Annotated in this window: 12 protein-coding genes; 11 read left to right on the top strand and 1 reads right to left on the bottom strand. The window is 65.5% G+C overall.

Going from position 1 to position 15733, the window contains the following annotated elements; translation table 11 throughout:
* Positions 1–36 precede the first annotated feature (36 nt).
* On the top strand, positions 37–2271 hold the full coding sequence (locus tag HYH07_RS28295) for a CHASE2 domain-containing protein (protein WP_220005543.1): 2235 nt from the start codon (positions 37–39) through the stop codon (positions 2269–2271).
* A gap of 141 nt (positions 2272–2412) precedes the next feature.
* Here HYH07_RS28295 and HYH07_RS28290 read toward each other — a convergent pair whose 3' ends face one another.
* Positions 2413–4008, bottom strand: coding sequence for an ABC transporter substrate-binding protein (locus HYH07_RS28290; RefSeq protein ID WP_220005542.1), 1596 nt, complete (start codon positions 4006–4008; stop codon positions 2413–2415).
* Positions 4009–4210: 202 nt separating this feature from the next.
* On the opposite strand from HYH07_RS28290, the gene HYH07_RS28285 reads away from it, so the two are divergent.
* The 10 genes from HYH07_RS28285 (at position 4211) to HYH07_RS28240 (ending at position 15704) form a co-directional block, all read left to right on the top strand.
* Complete coding sequence (locus HYH07_RS28285; protein WP_220005541.1) at positions 4211–5869, top strand: ABC transporter substrate-binding protein; 1659 nt, start codon at positions 4211–4213, stop codon at positions 5867–5869.
* 146 nt (positions 5870–6015) lie between these two features.
* Positions 6016–6969, top strand: a complete 954-nt coding sequence (locus tag HYH07_RS28280) for an ABC transporter permease (protein WP_220005540.1) — start codon at positions 6016–6018, stop codon at positions 6967–6969.
* A gap of 207 nt (positions 6970–7176) precedes the next feature.
* Positions 7177–8082 (top strand): ABC transporter permease, encoded by a 906-nt coding sequence (locus HYH07_RS28275; protein WP_220005539.1) that lies wholly within the window; start codon positions 7177–7179, stop codon positions 8080–8082.
* 184 nt (positions 8083–8266) lie between these two features.
* The gene (locus HYH07_RS28270; protein ID WP_220005538.1) at positions 8267–9328 is read left to right on the top strand and encodes an ABC transporter ATP-binding protein; all 1062 of its coding nucleotides are present in this window, start codon (positions 8267–8269) and stop codon (positions 9326–9328) included.
* Complete coding sequence (locus HYH07_RS28265) at positions 9325–9522, top strand: hypothetical protein (RefSeq protein ID WP_220005537.1); 198 nt, start codon at positions 9325–9327, stop codon at positions 9520–9522. Before HYH07_RS28270 ends, HYH07_RS28265 begins: the two co-directional genes overlap by 4 nt.
* The gene (locus tag HYH07_RS28260; RefSeq protein WP_220005536.1) at positions 9519–10934 is read left to right on the top strand and encodes an amidase; all 1416 of its coding nucleotides are present in this window, start codon (positions 9519–9521) and stop codon (positions 10932–10934) included. The genes HYH07_RS28265 and HYH07_RS28260 overlap by 4 nt, the downstream gene beginning before the upstream one ends.
* Complete coding sequence (locus HYH07_RS28255) at positions 10931–11902, top strand: ABC transporter ATP-binding protein (RefSeq protein ID WP_220005535.1); 972 nt, start codon at positions 10931–10933, stop codon at positions 11900–11902. Before HYH07_RS28260 ends, HYH07_RS28255 begins: the two co-directional genes overlap by 4 nt.
* A gap of 189 nt (positions 11903–12091) precedes the next feature.
* Entirely contained in the window at positions 12092–12361 is a 270-nt protein-coding gene (locus tag HYH07_RS28250) for a GlsB/YeaQ/YmgE family stress response membrane protein (protein WP_220005534.1), read from the top strand.
* Positions 12362–12624: 263 nt separating this feature from the next.
* Positions 12625–14373 (top strand): type I secretion system permease/ATPase, encoded by a 1749-nt coding sequence (locus HYH07_RS28245; protein ID WP_220005533.1) that lies wholly within the window; start codon positions 12625–12627, stop codon positions 14371–14373.
* Entirely contained in the window at positions 14370–15704 is a 1335-nt protein-coding gene (locus tag HYH07_RS28240; protein ID WP_220005532.1) for an HlyD family type I secretion periplasmic adaptor subunit, read from the top strand. The genes HYH07_RS28245 and HYH07_RS28240 overlap by 4 nt, the downstream gene beginning before the upstream one ends.
* The last annotated feature ends 29 nt before the right edge of the window (positions 15705–15733 follow it).

Genomic DNA, 15733 nt, shown 5'->3' with positions numbered 1-15733 from the left:
CAACGGAGGCGGCGCGCGGCAGGAACTTCGACCAACATGAAACGTCTCAAGATCCTGCGCCGGTGGTTTGCGCGAAAGTTCGGCCTGGCGCGGCTGCTGTGCCTTGCGCTGCTGGTCGTGTTCGCAGCTCTGCGCGTCTGGGATCCGCCGCCGGTGCAGGAGCTGCGGCTGCGCACCTTCGACATGTTCCAGCTGATCGACCCGCGCGACAAGAAGGGGGTGCGGCCGGTCACCATCGTCGACATCGACGACAAGAGCCTCGCCAAAATCGGCCAGTGGCCATGGCCGCGCACGCGCATCGCCGACATGATCAGCAATCTCACCAGCCGCGGCGCGGTCGCGATCGGCTTCGACGTGGTGTTCTCGGAACCCGACCGGCTCAATCCGGATCTGGTCGCGGGCCAGATGCGCTACCTGGATGACGCCACCCGCAGCAGGCTGCGCGAGCTGCCGAGCAACGACCAGATCCTGTCCGAAGCGATCAAGCGCTCGCGCGTTGTCCTCGGCGAGACTGGTCTGCCGGCGATCGAGTCGGAGCTTGACAAGACACTGCCCTTCACCGGCGTCGCCACGGTCGGAGAGGAGAACGCCGAAAAGTTTCTGTTCGAATTCCCCGGCTTGCTGCGCAACGTGCCCGTCATCGAGAATGTCGCCGCCGGCCGCGGCCTGTTCTCGATCAAGACCGAGCGCGACGGCTTCATCCGCCGCGTGCCCATGATCATGCAGGCCCAGGGCAACATTATGCCCTCGCTCAGCCTCGAGATCCTGCGTGTGGTCACGGGAACGCCGACGCTGCTGGTGAGGACCGACAAGAGCGGCATTCGCGCCATCCGCATCAAGGGCGCGGAGATCCCGACCGACAAGAACGGCCAGCTCTGGGTGCACTATGCTCGCCGCGATCCATCGCTCTATGTCTCGGCGGCCGACGTGCTCGACAACTCCGTTCCGCCGAGCAGGATCAACGGCAAGCTGGTGCTGATCGGCACTTCCGCGGCCGGGCTGAACGACATCAAGACCACGCCGGTGTCCTCGACCATGCCGGGCGTCGAGATCCACGCCCAGGTGCTCGAAAGCGTGCTGAGCGGCGCGGTCATTTCCCAGCCGAACTATGCGCTCGGCGTCGAGTTGCTCGCCGCGCTGATCATCGGCATGCTCGTCATCATCTTCACGCCGAATCTCGGTCCCGTCCGGCTGGTGCTGGCCGGCGCCTTGTTCGCCGCGATCCTCGTCGGCGTGTCCTGGTTCTTCTACGCCCAATACCGCTACCTCATCGACTTCACCTATCCGTTGCTGTCGACCACCGCGATCTACCTCACCTTCATCTTCGCGAGTTTCGTGCGTGAGCAGCGCCAGCGCGTGCAGATCCGCGGCATCTTCGCCCAATACATGTCGCCGGTGCTGGTCGAACAGCTGGCGCAATCGCCGGAGAAAGTCGTGCTCGGCGGCGAGGAGCGCGAGCTGACGATCATGTTCTCCGATGTGCGCGGCTTCACCACGATCTCGGAGAGCTACAAGCACGATCCGCAAGGCCTGATCGCGCTGATGAACCGCTTCCTGACGCCGCTGACGGACGTGATCATCGAACAGAAAGGTTACGTCGACAAATATATGGGCGACGCCATCATGGCGTTCTGGAACGCGCCGCTCGACGATGCCGAGCACCAGGTCCATGCCTGCGAAGCCGCGATCCAGATGCTTGAGAAGATCGACGTGGTCAACAGGGAGCGCGAGCAGGAAGCGGCCGACGGCGGCCACGTCTACATCCCGCTCAATGTCGGCATCGGCCTCAACACCGGCATCGGCGTGGTCGGCAACATGGGCTCCGATCTGAAGAAGAACTATTCGGTGCTCGGCGACAGCGTGAACCTCGCCTCGCGCCTGGAAGGCCAGACCAAGGAATACGGCTTCCCGATCATCGTCGGCTCGCGAACGGCGCTCGCCGCCAAGGACAGGTTCGCGATCCTCGAGCTCGACTTCATCATGGTCAAGGGCAAGACCGAGCCGGAGGTGATCTATGCCATCGCCGGCCGCGAGGACGTAATGCAATCGGCCGCGTTCCAGCGCCTGCGCAACATCACCATCGAGATGCTCGGCTGCTACCGCAATCGCGACTGGCAGGGCGCGCTCGACGCCATCGAGCGCGGCCGCTGCAGCGAGGACGCCGACACGCTGGAAAAGCTGTTCAAGCTCTACGAAGCGCGCATCAGGGAGTTCGAAGCCAATCCGCCGCCGGAGGGCTGGACCGGCGCATATGCGCTGCTGACGAAGTAGGTGTGTGGTTTGTAGGGTGGGTTAGCCTTGCAGATGCGCGAAGCGCGTCTGCAAGGCGTAACCCACCACTTTGGTTTCCGCAGCGACGGACAGTGGTGGGTTACGCCTTCGGCTAACCCACCCTACGACAGCCGTGCTTCTTCACTCCACCCCGATCGTGGTCAGATCCTGGAACCAGTGCTGCGCCTGCACGAACTGCTTGATCTTCGGCGACAGCGCGTGCGGGTTGGTGTCGTGCACGACCCAGACCAGCACGGCATCGTCGACGACAAGCGCATGGGCCCGGGCCAGCAGTTCGTCCTGCTTGCCGCTGTCGAAGGTCTGCTTGGCCTGGTCGATCAGCGCATCGACCTCAGGGTTCTTGTAGCCGCCCCAGTTGACGCCGACAGGCGCGATCTGGCCGGAGTGGAAGAAGCGGACGATGGCGTAGAGCGGGTCTGACGTGACATAGGCGATGTTGTTGGCGGTGATGCCGGCATTCATCTCGTCGGCGGCGCCCTTGCGCCAATGCGTATAGAGCGTCTCGAGCTCGACCACCTTGAACTCGATCTCGATCCCGATCTCCTTGAAGCTCTGCTGCAGGAATTCGTTCATCGGCAGCGACAGCATCTGGCCGGTACCGCCCTGCGCGATGATGAAGGTGGTCTTCAGCGGCTTTGCTTTGGAATAGCCGGCTTCCTCGACCAGCTTCTTCGCGGCCGCGAGATCGTACTTCAATTCAAAGCTCGGCTTGCCGAACCATGGGCTCGACGGGTCGACCTGGCCCTTGGCGGGTTTGGCGAGGCCGTTCATCAGGCCGACGACCTCGTCACGGTTGATGGCAAGGTTCAGTGCCTTGCGCAGGCGGATGTCGGTCCAGGGCGAGCCCGGCAGCACGCTGAGATGATAATTCCAGACATGCGGCGTGACGTTGTCGACGAGCTTCATGCCGGCGGCTTTGAGCTGCGGTACGGCATCGGGAGCCGGCGTCTCGATCAGGTCGACCTGGCCGGCGAGTAGCGCATTGGTGCGCGTCAGCGCTTCCGGCATCGGCACCAGCACGATCTTGTCGACCTTGGCAATCCGCTTCGCGTTCCAATAGTCCGGATTCTTGGCTAGCTCGGCGAGCTCGCGCGGCACCAGTTTGGTCAGCTTGAACGGGCCGGTGCCCGACGGCTGGCTCGCGAACTTGTCCCAATCCTTGCCGAGCTTCTCATATTGTGCCGGGCTCGAGACCAGGAACCACAGCATCTGATAGGGGAAGAATGAGTCGACGGTCTTGGTCGTGATCTCCACCGTGAAGTCGTCGATCTTGGCGTAGCTGGCGACGGAGGGCAGGCGGGTCTTCACCTGCGCGCTCTGGCGCTTGTCGAATTGCGGCGCCTTGTCGTTGAGCACCTTGTCGAGATTCCAGATCACCGCATCGGCGTTGAACTCGCTGCCGTCGTGAAACTTCACGCCCTTGCGCAGGGCGAAGCGCCACTTCGTCTTGTCGTTGTCATCGACCTTCCATTCGGTCGCGAGCCCGGGCACCAGCTTGCCAGGGCGGTCGGCGACATCCATCTCCCAGGCCACCAGCGGATCGTAGATGGTGTAGGCCGTGAACTGGTAGGCGCCGGCGCCGCGATCGGGCTGACCCGTCGTCAGCGGAATATCCGCCATCGAGATGCCGTAGCGCACCACCGTTTCGGCGCGCGCCGAGAGTGCTGATGTCGCCAGCGCAAGCGCAGCGAGACAGGTCGTAAAACGAATACGCATGGCCCAAAGCTCCCAGGAGAATTCGGGCTCAAACGCTGCAATCTTGATGCCAGAATAGGCAGGGCGGTGGCCATGCACACGGGCGATCACAAGGACTTGTCGTCGCAGGGGCAATTTGCAGAATAACTTTCCTCCACTGGCATAGCCATTGCATACGTTTGCATCAAAATTAATCATCGTTTCCGGGAAAAGGACGACAGCAATGCTCATCAAGACAACCGCGCGCGCAGCACTGATTGCTGCACTCGCCCTGACCTCTGCGGCCGCCTGGCCGCGCGCGGCGGGCGCCGAGACCGTGCTGCGCATCGGCATGACCGCCGCGGACATTCCGCGCACGCTCGGTCAGCCCGATCAGGGTTTTGAAGGCAACCGCTTCACCGGCCTCACCATGTATGACGCGCTCACCGGCTGGGACCTCTCCTCCGCCGACAAGCCGAGCGTGGTGATTCCAGGCCTTGCGACCGAATGGAAGGTCGACGATGCCGACAAGACCAAATGGACCTTCAAGCTGCGCCCCGGCGTCACCTTCCACGACGGCACGCCGTTCAATGCCGATGCCGTGGTGTGGAACGTCGACAAGGTCTTGAAGCAGGACGCGCCGCAGTTCGATCCGAGCCAGGTCGGCGTCACCGCCTCGCGCATGCCGACGCTGGCCTCCGCGAAGAAGATCGACGACATGACCGTCGAGCTCACCACCAAGGAGCCCGACAGCTTCCTGCCGATCAATCTCACCAACCTGTTCATGGCGAGCCCGGCGAAGTGGCAGCATTTCTATGACAAGGCCGAAGGCACTGATGCCAAGGCCAAGTCGCAGGCGGCCTGGGCCGCCTTTGCCAAGGACGCCGCGGGCACCGGGCCATGGAAGATGGCGAGCTTCACCCCGCGCGAACGGCTCGAGCTGGTCAAGAATGCTGACTATTGGAACAAGGCCCGCGTGCCCAAGATCGACAAGATGGTGCTGTTGCCGATGCCGGAGGCCAATGCGCGCACCGCGGCGCTGCTGTCCGGCCAGGTCGATTGGGTGGAGGCGCCGGCGCCGGATGCGCTGCCCGAGCTGAAGCAGCGCGGCTTCAAGCTCTACGCCAACGAGCAGCCGCATGTCTGGCCGTGGCAGTTCTCGCGCGTCGAGGGCTCGCCCTGGAACGACATCCGCGTCCGCAAGGCGGCCAATCTCTGCGTCGATCGCGAAGGCCTCAAGGACGGGCTGCTTGCGGGGCTCATGGTGCCCGCATCAGGCACCTTCGAGCCCGGCCATCCCTGGCGGGGAAAACCGACCTTCGAGATCAAGTACGACAAGCCGGCCGCGCAAAAGCTGATGCAGGAGGCCGGCTTCGGTCCGAACAAGAAGTTGACGGTCAAGATCCAGACGTCGGCTTCAGGCTCGGGCCAGATGCAGCCGCTGCCGATGAACGAATATCTCCAGCAGGCGCTCGCCGAATGCTATTTCGACGTGCAGCTCGATGTCATCGAGTGGAATACGCTGTTCACCAACTGGCGCCGCGGCGCCAAGGACCCCTCGGCCAACGGTTCGAACGCGACCAACGTCACCTATGCGGCGATGGACCCGTTCTTCGCGCTGGTGCGCTTCCTGCAATCGGGCATGGCCCCGCCGGTCTCGAACAATTGGGGTTATATCAACAATCCCAAATTCGACGAGCTGGTCAAGACCGCGCGGCAGACCTTCGATCCCGCCGCGCGCGACGCCGCGCTGGCCGAGCTGCACGCAGCCTCCGTCGATGACGCCGCCTTCCTCTACGTCGCCCACGACGTCGGCCCGCGCGCCATCAGCCCGAAAGTGACAGGCGTGATCCAGCCGAAGAGCTGGTTCATCGACTTCTCGCCGATCTCGATGACGCCGTAGCGATCGCTGTTCTATCTATCCGTCATGCCCGGGCTTGACCCGGGCATCCACGCCTTTCTTGCTTCGTGGTTCCGAAGCGAAGAACGTGGATGGCCGGGACAAGCCCGGCCATGACGGCATCTCCGCGCTAACCTGAGTAACCAAACGTGCTCGCCTATACCGCCAGACGCATCGTCTATGTCATCCCAATCGTCATCAGCGTCGCGCTGGTGTGCTTTCTGCTCGTGCACATCACGCCGGGTGATCCGCTGGTCGCGGTGCTCCCCGCCGATGCCTCGCAGGAGCTCGCCGCGCAGCTCCGCGCCGCCTACGGTTTCGACCGGCCGCTGCCGGTGCAGTTCGGACTCTGGCTGTTGCGCGCGCTGCATGGCGACCTCGGCAATTCCATCGCGACCGGCCGCCCGGTGCTGGCCGAAGTCATGCGTGCGGTCGGCAACACGGTGACGCTGGCGATTGCCGCGGCCGTCATCGGCTTCACCATGGGCATCCTGCTCGGGCTGATCGCCGGCTATTTCCGCGAGACCTGGATCGACAAGGTCGCGACCTCCTTTGCCATCGCCGGCGTCTCAGTACCGCATTACTGGCTCGGCATGGTGCTGGTCATCATCTTCTCGGTCGAGCTGAACTGGCTGCCCGCGGTCGGCGCCGGACCCAACGGCTCCAATTTCTGGGCCTGGGACTGGGCGCATCTGCAATATCTCGTGCTGCCGGCGATCACGACCTCGGTGATCCCGATGGGCATCGTCACCCGCACCGTGCGCGCGCTCACCGGCGATATTCTCTCGCAGGACTTCGTCGAGGCGTTGCGCGCCAAGGGTCTGCACGAACGCGGCGTGTTCCGCCACGTCATCAAGAACGCCGCCCCGACCGCGCTCGCGGTGATGGGGCTCCAGCTCGGCTACATGCTCGGCGGCTCGATCCTGATCGAGACCGTGTTCTCCTGGCCGGGCTCCGGCTTCCTGCTCAACTCTGCAATCTTCCAGCGCGACCTGCCGCTGCTGCAGGGCACGATCCTGGTGCTGGCGCTGTTCTTCGTTGTCCTCAACCTCCTGGTCGACATCGCGCAAGCCGCGATCGACCCGCGCATCAAGCGGGGCTAGCGGGATGAGCCCAGCGGTCGCCACGCTAATGGTGCGCTCCCTCCCCCGCCTGCGGGGGAGGGTTGGGGAGAGGGTGTCTCCTCGCGCGAGAACCCCCCAGAGGAGAAAGCCCTCACCCGGCGCGATGCGCCGACCTCTCCCGCAAGCGGGAGAGGTGCACCACCACCTTGGCTTGCATCGATCGTACCATCTTTCGGGAGCCCGCCCATGACCGAGCTTCCCTTGTCCGCCACCACCCCCGACGCCGCGCTGCAGGTCGCGCCCGCTACCAACGCCCGCGGCTATTGGGCGACGGTCGGCCGCCGCATCCTGCGCGACAAGGTCAGCATGGCCTGCGCCATCGTGCTGCTGCTGATCTTCGTCTCCGCGATCCTCGCGCCGTGGCTTGGGCTGGAAGATCCCTACAAGGGCTCGATGATCCGACGCCTCCGCCACATCGGCACGTCTGGCTATCCGCTCGGCACCGACGAGCTCGGCCGCGACATGCTGGCACGGCTGATCTATGGCGGGCGGCTGTCGCTCGTCATCGGCATTCTGCCCGTGATCCTCGCCTTCTGCATCGGGACCTCGCTCGGCATCATCGCCGGCTATGTCGGCGGCAGGCTCAACACCGCGATCATGCGCACCGTCGACGTGTTCTACGCGTTCCCCTCCGTGCTGCTGGCGATCGCGATATCAGGCGCGCTGGGTGCCGGCATCCTCAACTCCATCGTGGCGCTGACCATCGTGTTCGTGCCGCAGATCACCCGCGTCGCCGAGAGCGTCACGACCGGTGTGCGCAACATGGATTTCGTCGAGGCCGCGCGCGCCTCCGGCGCGGGGCCGCTCACGATCATGCGCGTGCACATCCTCGGCAATGTGCTGGGCGCGATCTTCGTCTATGCCACCAGCCTCATCTCGGTCTCGATGATCCTGGCCGCCGGCCTCTCCTTCCTCGGCCTCGGCACCAAGCCGCCGGAGCCGGAATGGGGCCTGATGCTGAACACCCTGCGCACCGCGATCTACGTCAACCCCTGGGTCGCGGCCCTGCCGGGCGCGATGATCTTCGCCGTCTCGATCTGCTTCAACCTGCTCTCGGACGGCCTGCGCAGCGCCATGGACATCAGGAATTGAGAATGATGATGCCAAGGCGGACTATCGCGGCGTGCTCCGTACACCTCTCCCGTAGGGAGAGGTCGGATTGCATCGCCAGATGCAATCCGGGTGAGGGGTTACGCTGCACCGAGTTTGCCGCGCCCCCTCACCCGCGCCTTCGGCGCGACCTCTCCCCGACGGGGAGAGGTGGGAGCGCGCGGCCATGACCGAGATCAACACTTCCGTTGCCATGCTGGAGCCGGTCGAAGACCGCGGCGGCGTTGCGCAGCCGCTGCTCCAGGTCAACGGCCTGACGAAACACTTCCCCGTGCGTGGCGGATTGTTCGCCGGCAAGCGCACCGTGCGCGCCGTCGACAACGTCTCCTTCTCCGTCGCCAAGGGCGAGACCGTCGGCATCGTCGGCGAGTCCGGCTGCGGCAAGTCCACCACCGCGCGCCTCCTGATGCATCTGATGCCGCGCGATGACGGCGACGTCATCTATGACGGCATGACCGTCGGGCAGTCGCTGTCCTTGCGCCAATTGCGCCGCGGCATGCAGATGGTGTTCCAGGACTCCTATGCCTCGCTCAATCCACGCCTGACGATCGAAGAGTCCATCGCCTTCGGCCCGAAAGTCCACGGCATGGCCGACGGCGCGGCGCGCGCGCTGGCCCGCGAGCTGCTCGGCAAGGTCGGCCTCGTCCCTGCAAATTTCGCCAACCGCTATCCGCACGAAATCTCCGGCGGCCAGCGCCAGCGCGTCAACATCGCGCGTGCGCTGGCGCTGTCGCCGCGGCTGGTGATCCTGGACGAAGCCGTCTCCGCGCTCGACAAATCCGTCGAGGCGCAGGTGCTCAATCTGCTTGCCGATCTCAAGCGCGAGTTCGGGCTGACCTATCTCTTCATCAGCCACGACCTCAACGTCGTGCGCTACATCTCGGACCGCGTGCTGGTCATGTATCTCGGCGAGGTCGTCGAGCTCGGCCCGGTCGACCAGGTCTGGGACAGTCCCGCGCATCCCTATACGCGCGCGCTTCTCGCTGCGATGCCGTCCTCCGACCCTGACAGGCGCACCGAGAAGCCGCCGATCTCGGGCGACCCGCCCAACCCGATCGATCCGCCTTCGGGCTGCCGTTTCCACACCCGTTGCCCGTTTGCGGAGCCGCTCTGCGCAAATGCGACGCCAAAGCTCACGGCGCTCGATAGTATGGGCCACGAGGCTGCGTGCTACATGGCGATTCCAGGTTCAGGCCACAGCCGCGCGCCCCAAGAGGAAACCGCATGACAAGACCGACGACAAAGGAAATCCAGGCGACGGCGCAGATCGCCGGCGTCCCCGTGAACGACGAGATCGCAACGCGCATCTCGAACTCCATCGGACCTGCCTTCGAGGGCTTTGCCGCCATCGCCGGCACGCTGCCGTTCGACCTCGAGCCCGCGCTCTATCCGCTCGCGCAGACCCAGAAGGTGTCGAAATGAGCACCGAGCCCGCCTTGATGACGCTCACCGAGGTCGCGCGCGCGATCGCGATGAAGCAGGTGTCCTCGCATGAGGTGACACGCGCGCTGCTGCACCGCATTGCGCAATGGCAGCCTCATCTCAACGCCTTCATGTCGATCGAGTCCGAAGCCGCGCTGAAGGCGGCTGATAGCGCCGACGCCGAGCTTGCGAAGGGCGTGGTGCGCGGTCCGCTGCATGGCGTGCCGCTCGCGCACAAGGACATGTATTATGATGCCGGCAAGGTCTGCACCTGCGGCTCGCTGATCCGCCGCGATTTCGTGCCGGCGGTGACGTCGACCGCGTTGCAGCGGCTGAAGGATGCCGGCCAGGTCCGTCTTGGCACGCTGCATCTCGCCGAATTCGCCTACGGCCCGACCGGGCACAATGCCCATTACGGCCCGGTGCGCAATCCCTGGAATGTCGCCCATATCACCGGCGGCTCCTCCTCGGGCTCCGGCTCGGCCGTCGCCGCGCGACTGACCTATGCGGCGCTGGGCTCGGACACCGGCGGCTCGATCCGCTTTCCCGCGCATTTCTGCGGCGTCACGGGGCTGAAGACCACCGTCGGCCGCGTCAGCCGCGCCGGCGCGATGCCGCTGTCGCAATCGCTCGATACAGTTGGCCCGCTCGCGCGGACCGCGGAAGACTGCGCGCTGCTGCTGGCGTTGATAGCTGGCCCCGACCCCGAGGATACGACCACGAGTCGGGAGCCGCTGTCGGACTACGTCGCGGCGACCAGGGGCTCGCTGAAGGGCCTCAAGCTCGGGGTGCCCGCATCGTTCTATGTCGACGATCTCGATCCCGAGGTCGCGCGCGTGCTGGACGAGACCATTGCGGTGCTCAAGCGTGAGGGCGCCGACATCGTCAAGGTCGAGCTGCCCGACCAGCGTCAATTGCAGGCCGCAAGCCAGCTCGTGCTCGCCGCGGAAGCGGCCGCCTTCCACAAGCGCTGGATGATCGAGCGGCCCCAGGACTATGGCGCGCAGACCTTGATGCGGCTTCAGAACGGTCTCGCCGTTCCCGCCATCACCTATCTCGAGGCGATGCGCTGGCGCGGCGCGGCGCTCGCCGCACACAATGCGGCAACCGCCGGCGTCGACGCGATCATCGCGCCGGCCTCGCCCGTGCCGGCACCGACGATCGAGGAGAGCGATGTCGGCGGCGGACCGAACGCGCCGGCGCTGCTGCAGCGGCTGACGCTGTTCACCCGCCCGGTGAATTTTCTGGGCCTGCCGTCGCTGACCATCCCCTCGGGCTTCACCGCGAGCGGCTTGCCTGTCGGCATGCAGCTGATCGGCCGCTCCTTCGATGAAGCGACTTTGCTGACCATCGGCGCGGCATTCCAGCGCGCCACCGACTATCACGAGAGGTTGCCCAAACTGCCGTCATGACAAAGCTCGTCGAGATCTCAGGCCTCAACATCCGCTTCACCGGCGAGCGCACGGTCTATGCCGTGAACGATCTCAATCTCTCGCTGGGGACTAGCGAAGTGCTGGGCCTGCTCGGCGAGTCAGGCTCGGGCAAGAGCGTGACCCTGCGCGCCCTGATGCGGCTGTTGCCGAAGAAGCGCACGCAGATTTCCGGCACGGTCGATGTGATGGGGCAGGATGTGCTCGCAATGGACGACGAGCAGCTGTCGTCGTTCCGCGGCCAGACCGTGTCGATGATCTTCCAGGAGCCGGCGCTCGCGCTCGATCCTGTCTACACCATCGGCGCGCAGATCGCCGAAAGCGTCGTGCGCCATGAAGGCAAGAGCTATGCGGAAGGGCGCGCGCGGGCGCTCGAGATGCTGGACATCGTGCGCATCCCCTCGGCGAGGAGGCGGCTGGACGCCTATCCGCACGAAATGTCCGGCGGCATGCGCCAGCGCGCGATGATCGCGCTCGCGCTCGCCTGTCGTCCCAGGATCCTGCTCGCGGACGAGCCCACCACCGCGCTCGATGCCACCGTGCAGATCCAGATCCTGCTGCTGCTGCGCGAGCTGCAGCGCGAGTTCGGCATGTCCGTCATCTTCGTCACCCACGACATTGGTGTCGCGATCGAGATCTGCGACCGCGTCGCGGTGATGTATGCCGGCCAGGTCGTGGAGCAGGGGACCTTGCGCGACATCGTCCGCACCCCGGTCCACCCCTATGCCAGGGGCCTGCTCGCCTCGACCATCCACGGCGCCAGGCGCGGCCAGCGGCTGGAAACCATTCCCGGCACCCCGCCGTCGCTGGCCGAAAAGCCGAACACCTGCTCCTTCGCCCCGCGCTGCGCTGCGGCCCAGCCCCGCTGCCTCGAGCAACTGCCGCCGGACGTCGAGGTCGGACCCGGTCGGGCGGCACGATGCGTGCTGGCGGAGCCGGTGCGCTCCTGAACTCAAAAATCCACTGCGCCGGCACACCCTTGTCACGTCACGCCTCGCGCATCGCGGGGCGGCCGTTTCTACTGTGCATGGGGTTGTTTTCGCGATTCGAGGCCTGGGGCCCCTGCGGGAACACCATTCAGACCCCGTTCATCCCGGTTCCCGTTCCATGGCTAGGTTAACGGAGAGGGACTTCATCTTATGTACATTTCTGGTCAAAGCCTGATCGTCATCCTGTTCGTCGGCCTGGTGGCCGGTTGGCTTGCTGGCAAGGTCGTGCGGGGGAGCGGGTTTGGCATCATCGGCGATATCGTGATCGGCATCGCCGGCGCGTTCGTGGCGACCTTCCTGTTCCCGAGGCTCGGCATCCATCTCGGCCTCGGGCTGGTCTCGGAGATCATCTATTCCGCGATCGGCGCCATCATCCTGCTGCTGGTGGTCCGGCTGGTCCGCGGCGGCGGCCGGCTCTAGCGGTCCGACCGATCGGAACCTTGCGCCTCTCCCCAGCGGCTTGTCAGCGCCCTGGGGGAGGCGCTTGTCTTTACTCGAAAAAGCCGCAAAGACTGTGAAGTACCGGACTTGCGGATCGGCCTGTCCGCAGTAGATGTGGCCAGGCCCGGATGAATTAGATTGCATTGCAAGGGGTGAGAACCCGATATTAATCCGCGGCGCTTACGCCACGATTCGCCTTTGAATCCAGGGGGACTGCCCCTCACCCGAAAGAGATCAGACTGATGGCAGCCGTACCCGGCCTCCGCCGTTCAGAGCTCGGTGACGCACTGCGTGCCTGCCGCTCGGCATTTGTCGGCGTCGGCTTCATGAGCTGCATGATCAACCTGCTCTATTTGACCGGGTCGATCTTCATGCTGGAGGTCTACGACCGGGTGCTGCCGAGCCGCAGCATCCCGACCCTGGTCGGCCTGATCGTGCTCGCCGGCGGCCTCTACATGGCGCAGGGCGTGCTCGACATGATCCGCAGCCGCATCCTGGGACGGGTCGGCACCGCGCTCGACGAAGCCCTGAACAGGCGCGTGTTCGACACCATCGTGCGGCTGCCGCTGCTGGTTGGCAATCGCAATGAGGGCCTGCAACCGCTGCGCGACCTCGACAATGTCCGCTCTTTCCTCGGCGGCATGGGCCCGAGCGCCTTCTTCGATCTGCCCTGGCTGCCGCTCTATCTCGGCATCTGCTTCGCCTTCCACGTCTGGATCGGCGTGACCGCGCTGGTCGGCGCGGTCATCCTGGTCGGCCTGACGCTGGTCACCGAGTTTCTGTCCCGCCAGCCGGCCAAGGAGGCGATGGGCCTTGCCGCCCAGCGCAACGACCTCGCCCAGTCCAGCCGCCGCAATGCCGAGGTGCTGGTGTCGATGGGCATGGCCGGCCGGCTCAACGCGCGCTGGAGCGCGGCCAACGAAAAATACCTCGCCGGCAATCAGCGCGCGAGCGACGTCGCCGGCGGCCTCGGCGCGATCGCCAAAGTGCTGCGCATGATGCTGCAATCGGCCGTGCTCGCTGTCGGCGCCACGCTCGTCATCCACCAGGAGGCGACCGCCGGCATCATCATCGCCGGCTCGATCCTCTCCGCCCGCGCGCTGGCACCGGTTGATCTCGCCATCGCGCATTGGAAATCCTTCGTCGCGGCCCGCCAGAGCTGGCACCGCCTCAGCAAGCTTCTGGAACAGATGCCGGCGCAGGCGACGCCGACGCAATTGCAATCGCCCACCAGCCGCCTCTCGGTCGAAGGTGTTGCCATGGTGGCGCCCGGCGACCAGCGCCTCATCGTGCAGGACGTCACTTTCGCGCTCGAAGCCGGCAACGGCCTCGGCGTGATTGGGCCGAGCGGCTCCGGCAAATCCTCGCTGATCCGCGCGCTGGTTGGCGTCTGGCAGCCGGTCCGCGGCAAGGTCCGGCTCGACGGCGCCGCGCTCGACCAATGGTCGAGCGACGTGCTCGGCCGCTACATTGGCTATCTGCCGCAGGACGTCGAATTGTTCGGCGGCACCATCGCGCAGAACATCAGCCGCTTCGACCCCGAGGCGACCTCCGACGGCATCATCGCCGCGGCCAAGGCAGCCGGTGTGCACGAGATGATCATCAAGATGCGCGAGGGCTACAACACCCAGGTCGGCGAGCAGGGCGCCTCGCTCTCGGCCGGCCAGGCCCAGCGCGTCGCGCTGGCGCGCGCGCTCTACGGCAATCCGTTCCTGATCGTGCTGGACGAGCCCAATTCCAACCTCGACACCGAAGGTGACGAGGCGCTGACACGTGCGATCCGGAGCGCCCGCGAGCGCGGCGCCATCGTCGTCGTGGTGGCGCATCGGCCGATCGGCGTCGAGGCGGTCGACCAGATCCTGGTGCTGCGCGACGGCCGCATGCAGGCCTTCGGTCCGAAAGAGCAGGTACTCGCCCAGGTGCTCCAGCCCCGCGTCGCGCCGCCGGCGCCGATCAAGGTCGTCAGCGAAGGCGGAGTGACCAAAGCATGAGCACGATGACGGTTGGCGGGACCAAGGCGGGCGCGACCAAGACTGTCCGGGACTCCATCCGGTTTCACCTGATGCTCGGGCTTGGAATCGTGGCGCTCCTCGCTATCGGTCTCGGCGGCTGGGCCTCGACGGTGCTGATCTCGGGCGCGCTGATCGCGCCGGGCCAGGTCGTGGTCGAATCCAACGTCAAGAAGGTGCAGCATCCGACCGGCGGCGTGGTCGGCGAGGTGCGCGCCCGCGACGGCGACGTGGTCAAGGCGGGCGACATCGTGGTACGGCTCGATGACACCGTGACCAAGGCCAACCTCGCCATCGTCGTCAAGAACCTCGACGCGGCGCAGGCGCGCGCGGCACGGCTTCAGGCCGAGCAACGCGGTCTCGACAAGATCGAGTTTCCGCAAGCGCTGCTTGACCGCCGTGACGATCCTGACGTCAAGGCGCTGCTCTCCGCCGAAACCAAGCTGTTCGAGGTCCGTGTCAATGGCCGTGCAGGCCAGAAGGCGCAGCTGCGTGAGCGCATCCAGCAGCTCAACGAGGAGATCGAAGGTCTCTCCGCGCAGGAGAAAGCCAAGGACAGGGAGATCGCGCTGGTACAGCAGGAGCTCACCGGCGTGCGCGATCTCTATGACAAGCATCTGGTGCAGATCTCGCGCCTGACCACGCTGGAGCGCGACTCGGCCCGCCTCAATGGCGAGCGCGCGCAGTACGTCGCCTCGCGGGCCCAGGCCAAGGGCAAGATCACCGAGACCGAATTGCAGATCATCCAGGTCGACAAGGACATGGTGAGCGAGGTCTCCAAGGATCTGCGCGAGACCAACGACAAGAGCGGCGAGCTGATCGAGCGCAAGGTCGCGGCCGAGGACCAGCTCCGCCGCGTCGACATTCGCGCTCCGCAGGACGGCATGGTGCTGCAATCGACGGTGCACACCGTCGGCGGCGTCGTCACCGCCGGCGACACCTTGATGCTGATCGTGCCGCAGACCGACGATCTCCAGGTCGAGGCCAAGGTCAATCCGGTCGACATCGACAAGCTGCAGATCGGCCAGAAAACCCTGCTGCGTCTGTCCGCCTTCAACCAGCGCACCACGCCGGAGCTCAACGGCGTCGTCAGCCGCGTCTCGCCGGACGTCACCACCGACCAGCGCACGGGCCAGAGCTACTATACCATCCGCGTCTCGATGTCGGCGGAAGAGGTCGCCAAGCTCGGCGATTCCAAGCTGATCCCCGGCATGCCGGTGGAGGCGTTCGTGCAGACCGGCGACCGCACGATGCTGTCCTACCTCTTGAAGCCGCTGCACGACCAGTTCATGCGGGCGTTCCGGGAGAAGTGATGCGCGAAGCGCATCATCCCGGAGCGCGC

The organism is Bradyrhizobium sp. BR 10261 (genome assembly GCF_019455395.1).
Taxonomy (GTDB): Bacteria; Pseudomonadota; Alphaproteobacteria; order Rhizobiales; family Xanthobacteraceae; genus Bradyrhizobium; species Bradyrhizobium manausense.
This window is presented reverse-complemented; position numbering and strand designations above follow the sequence as displayed.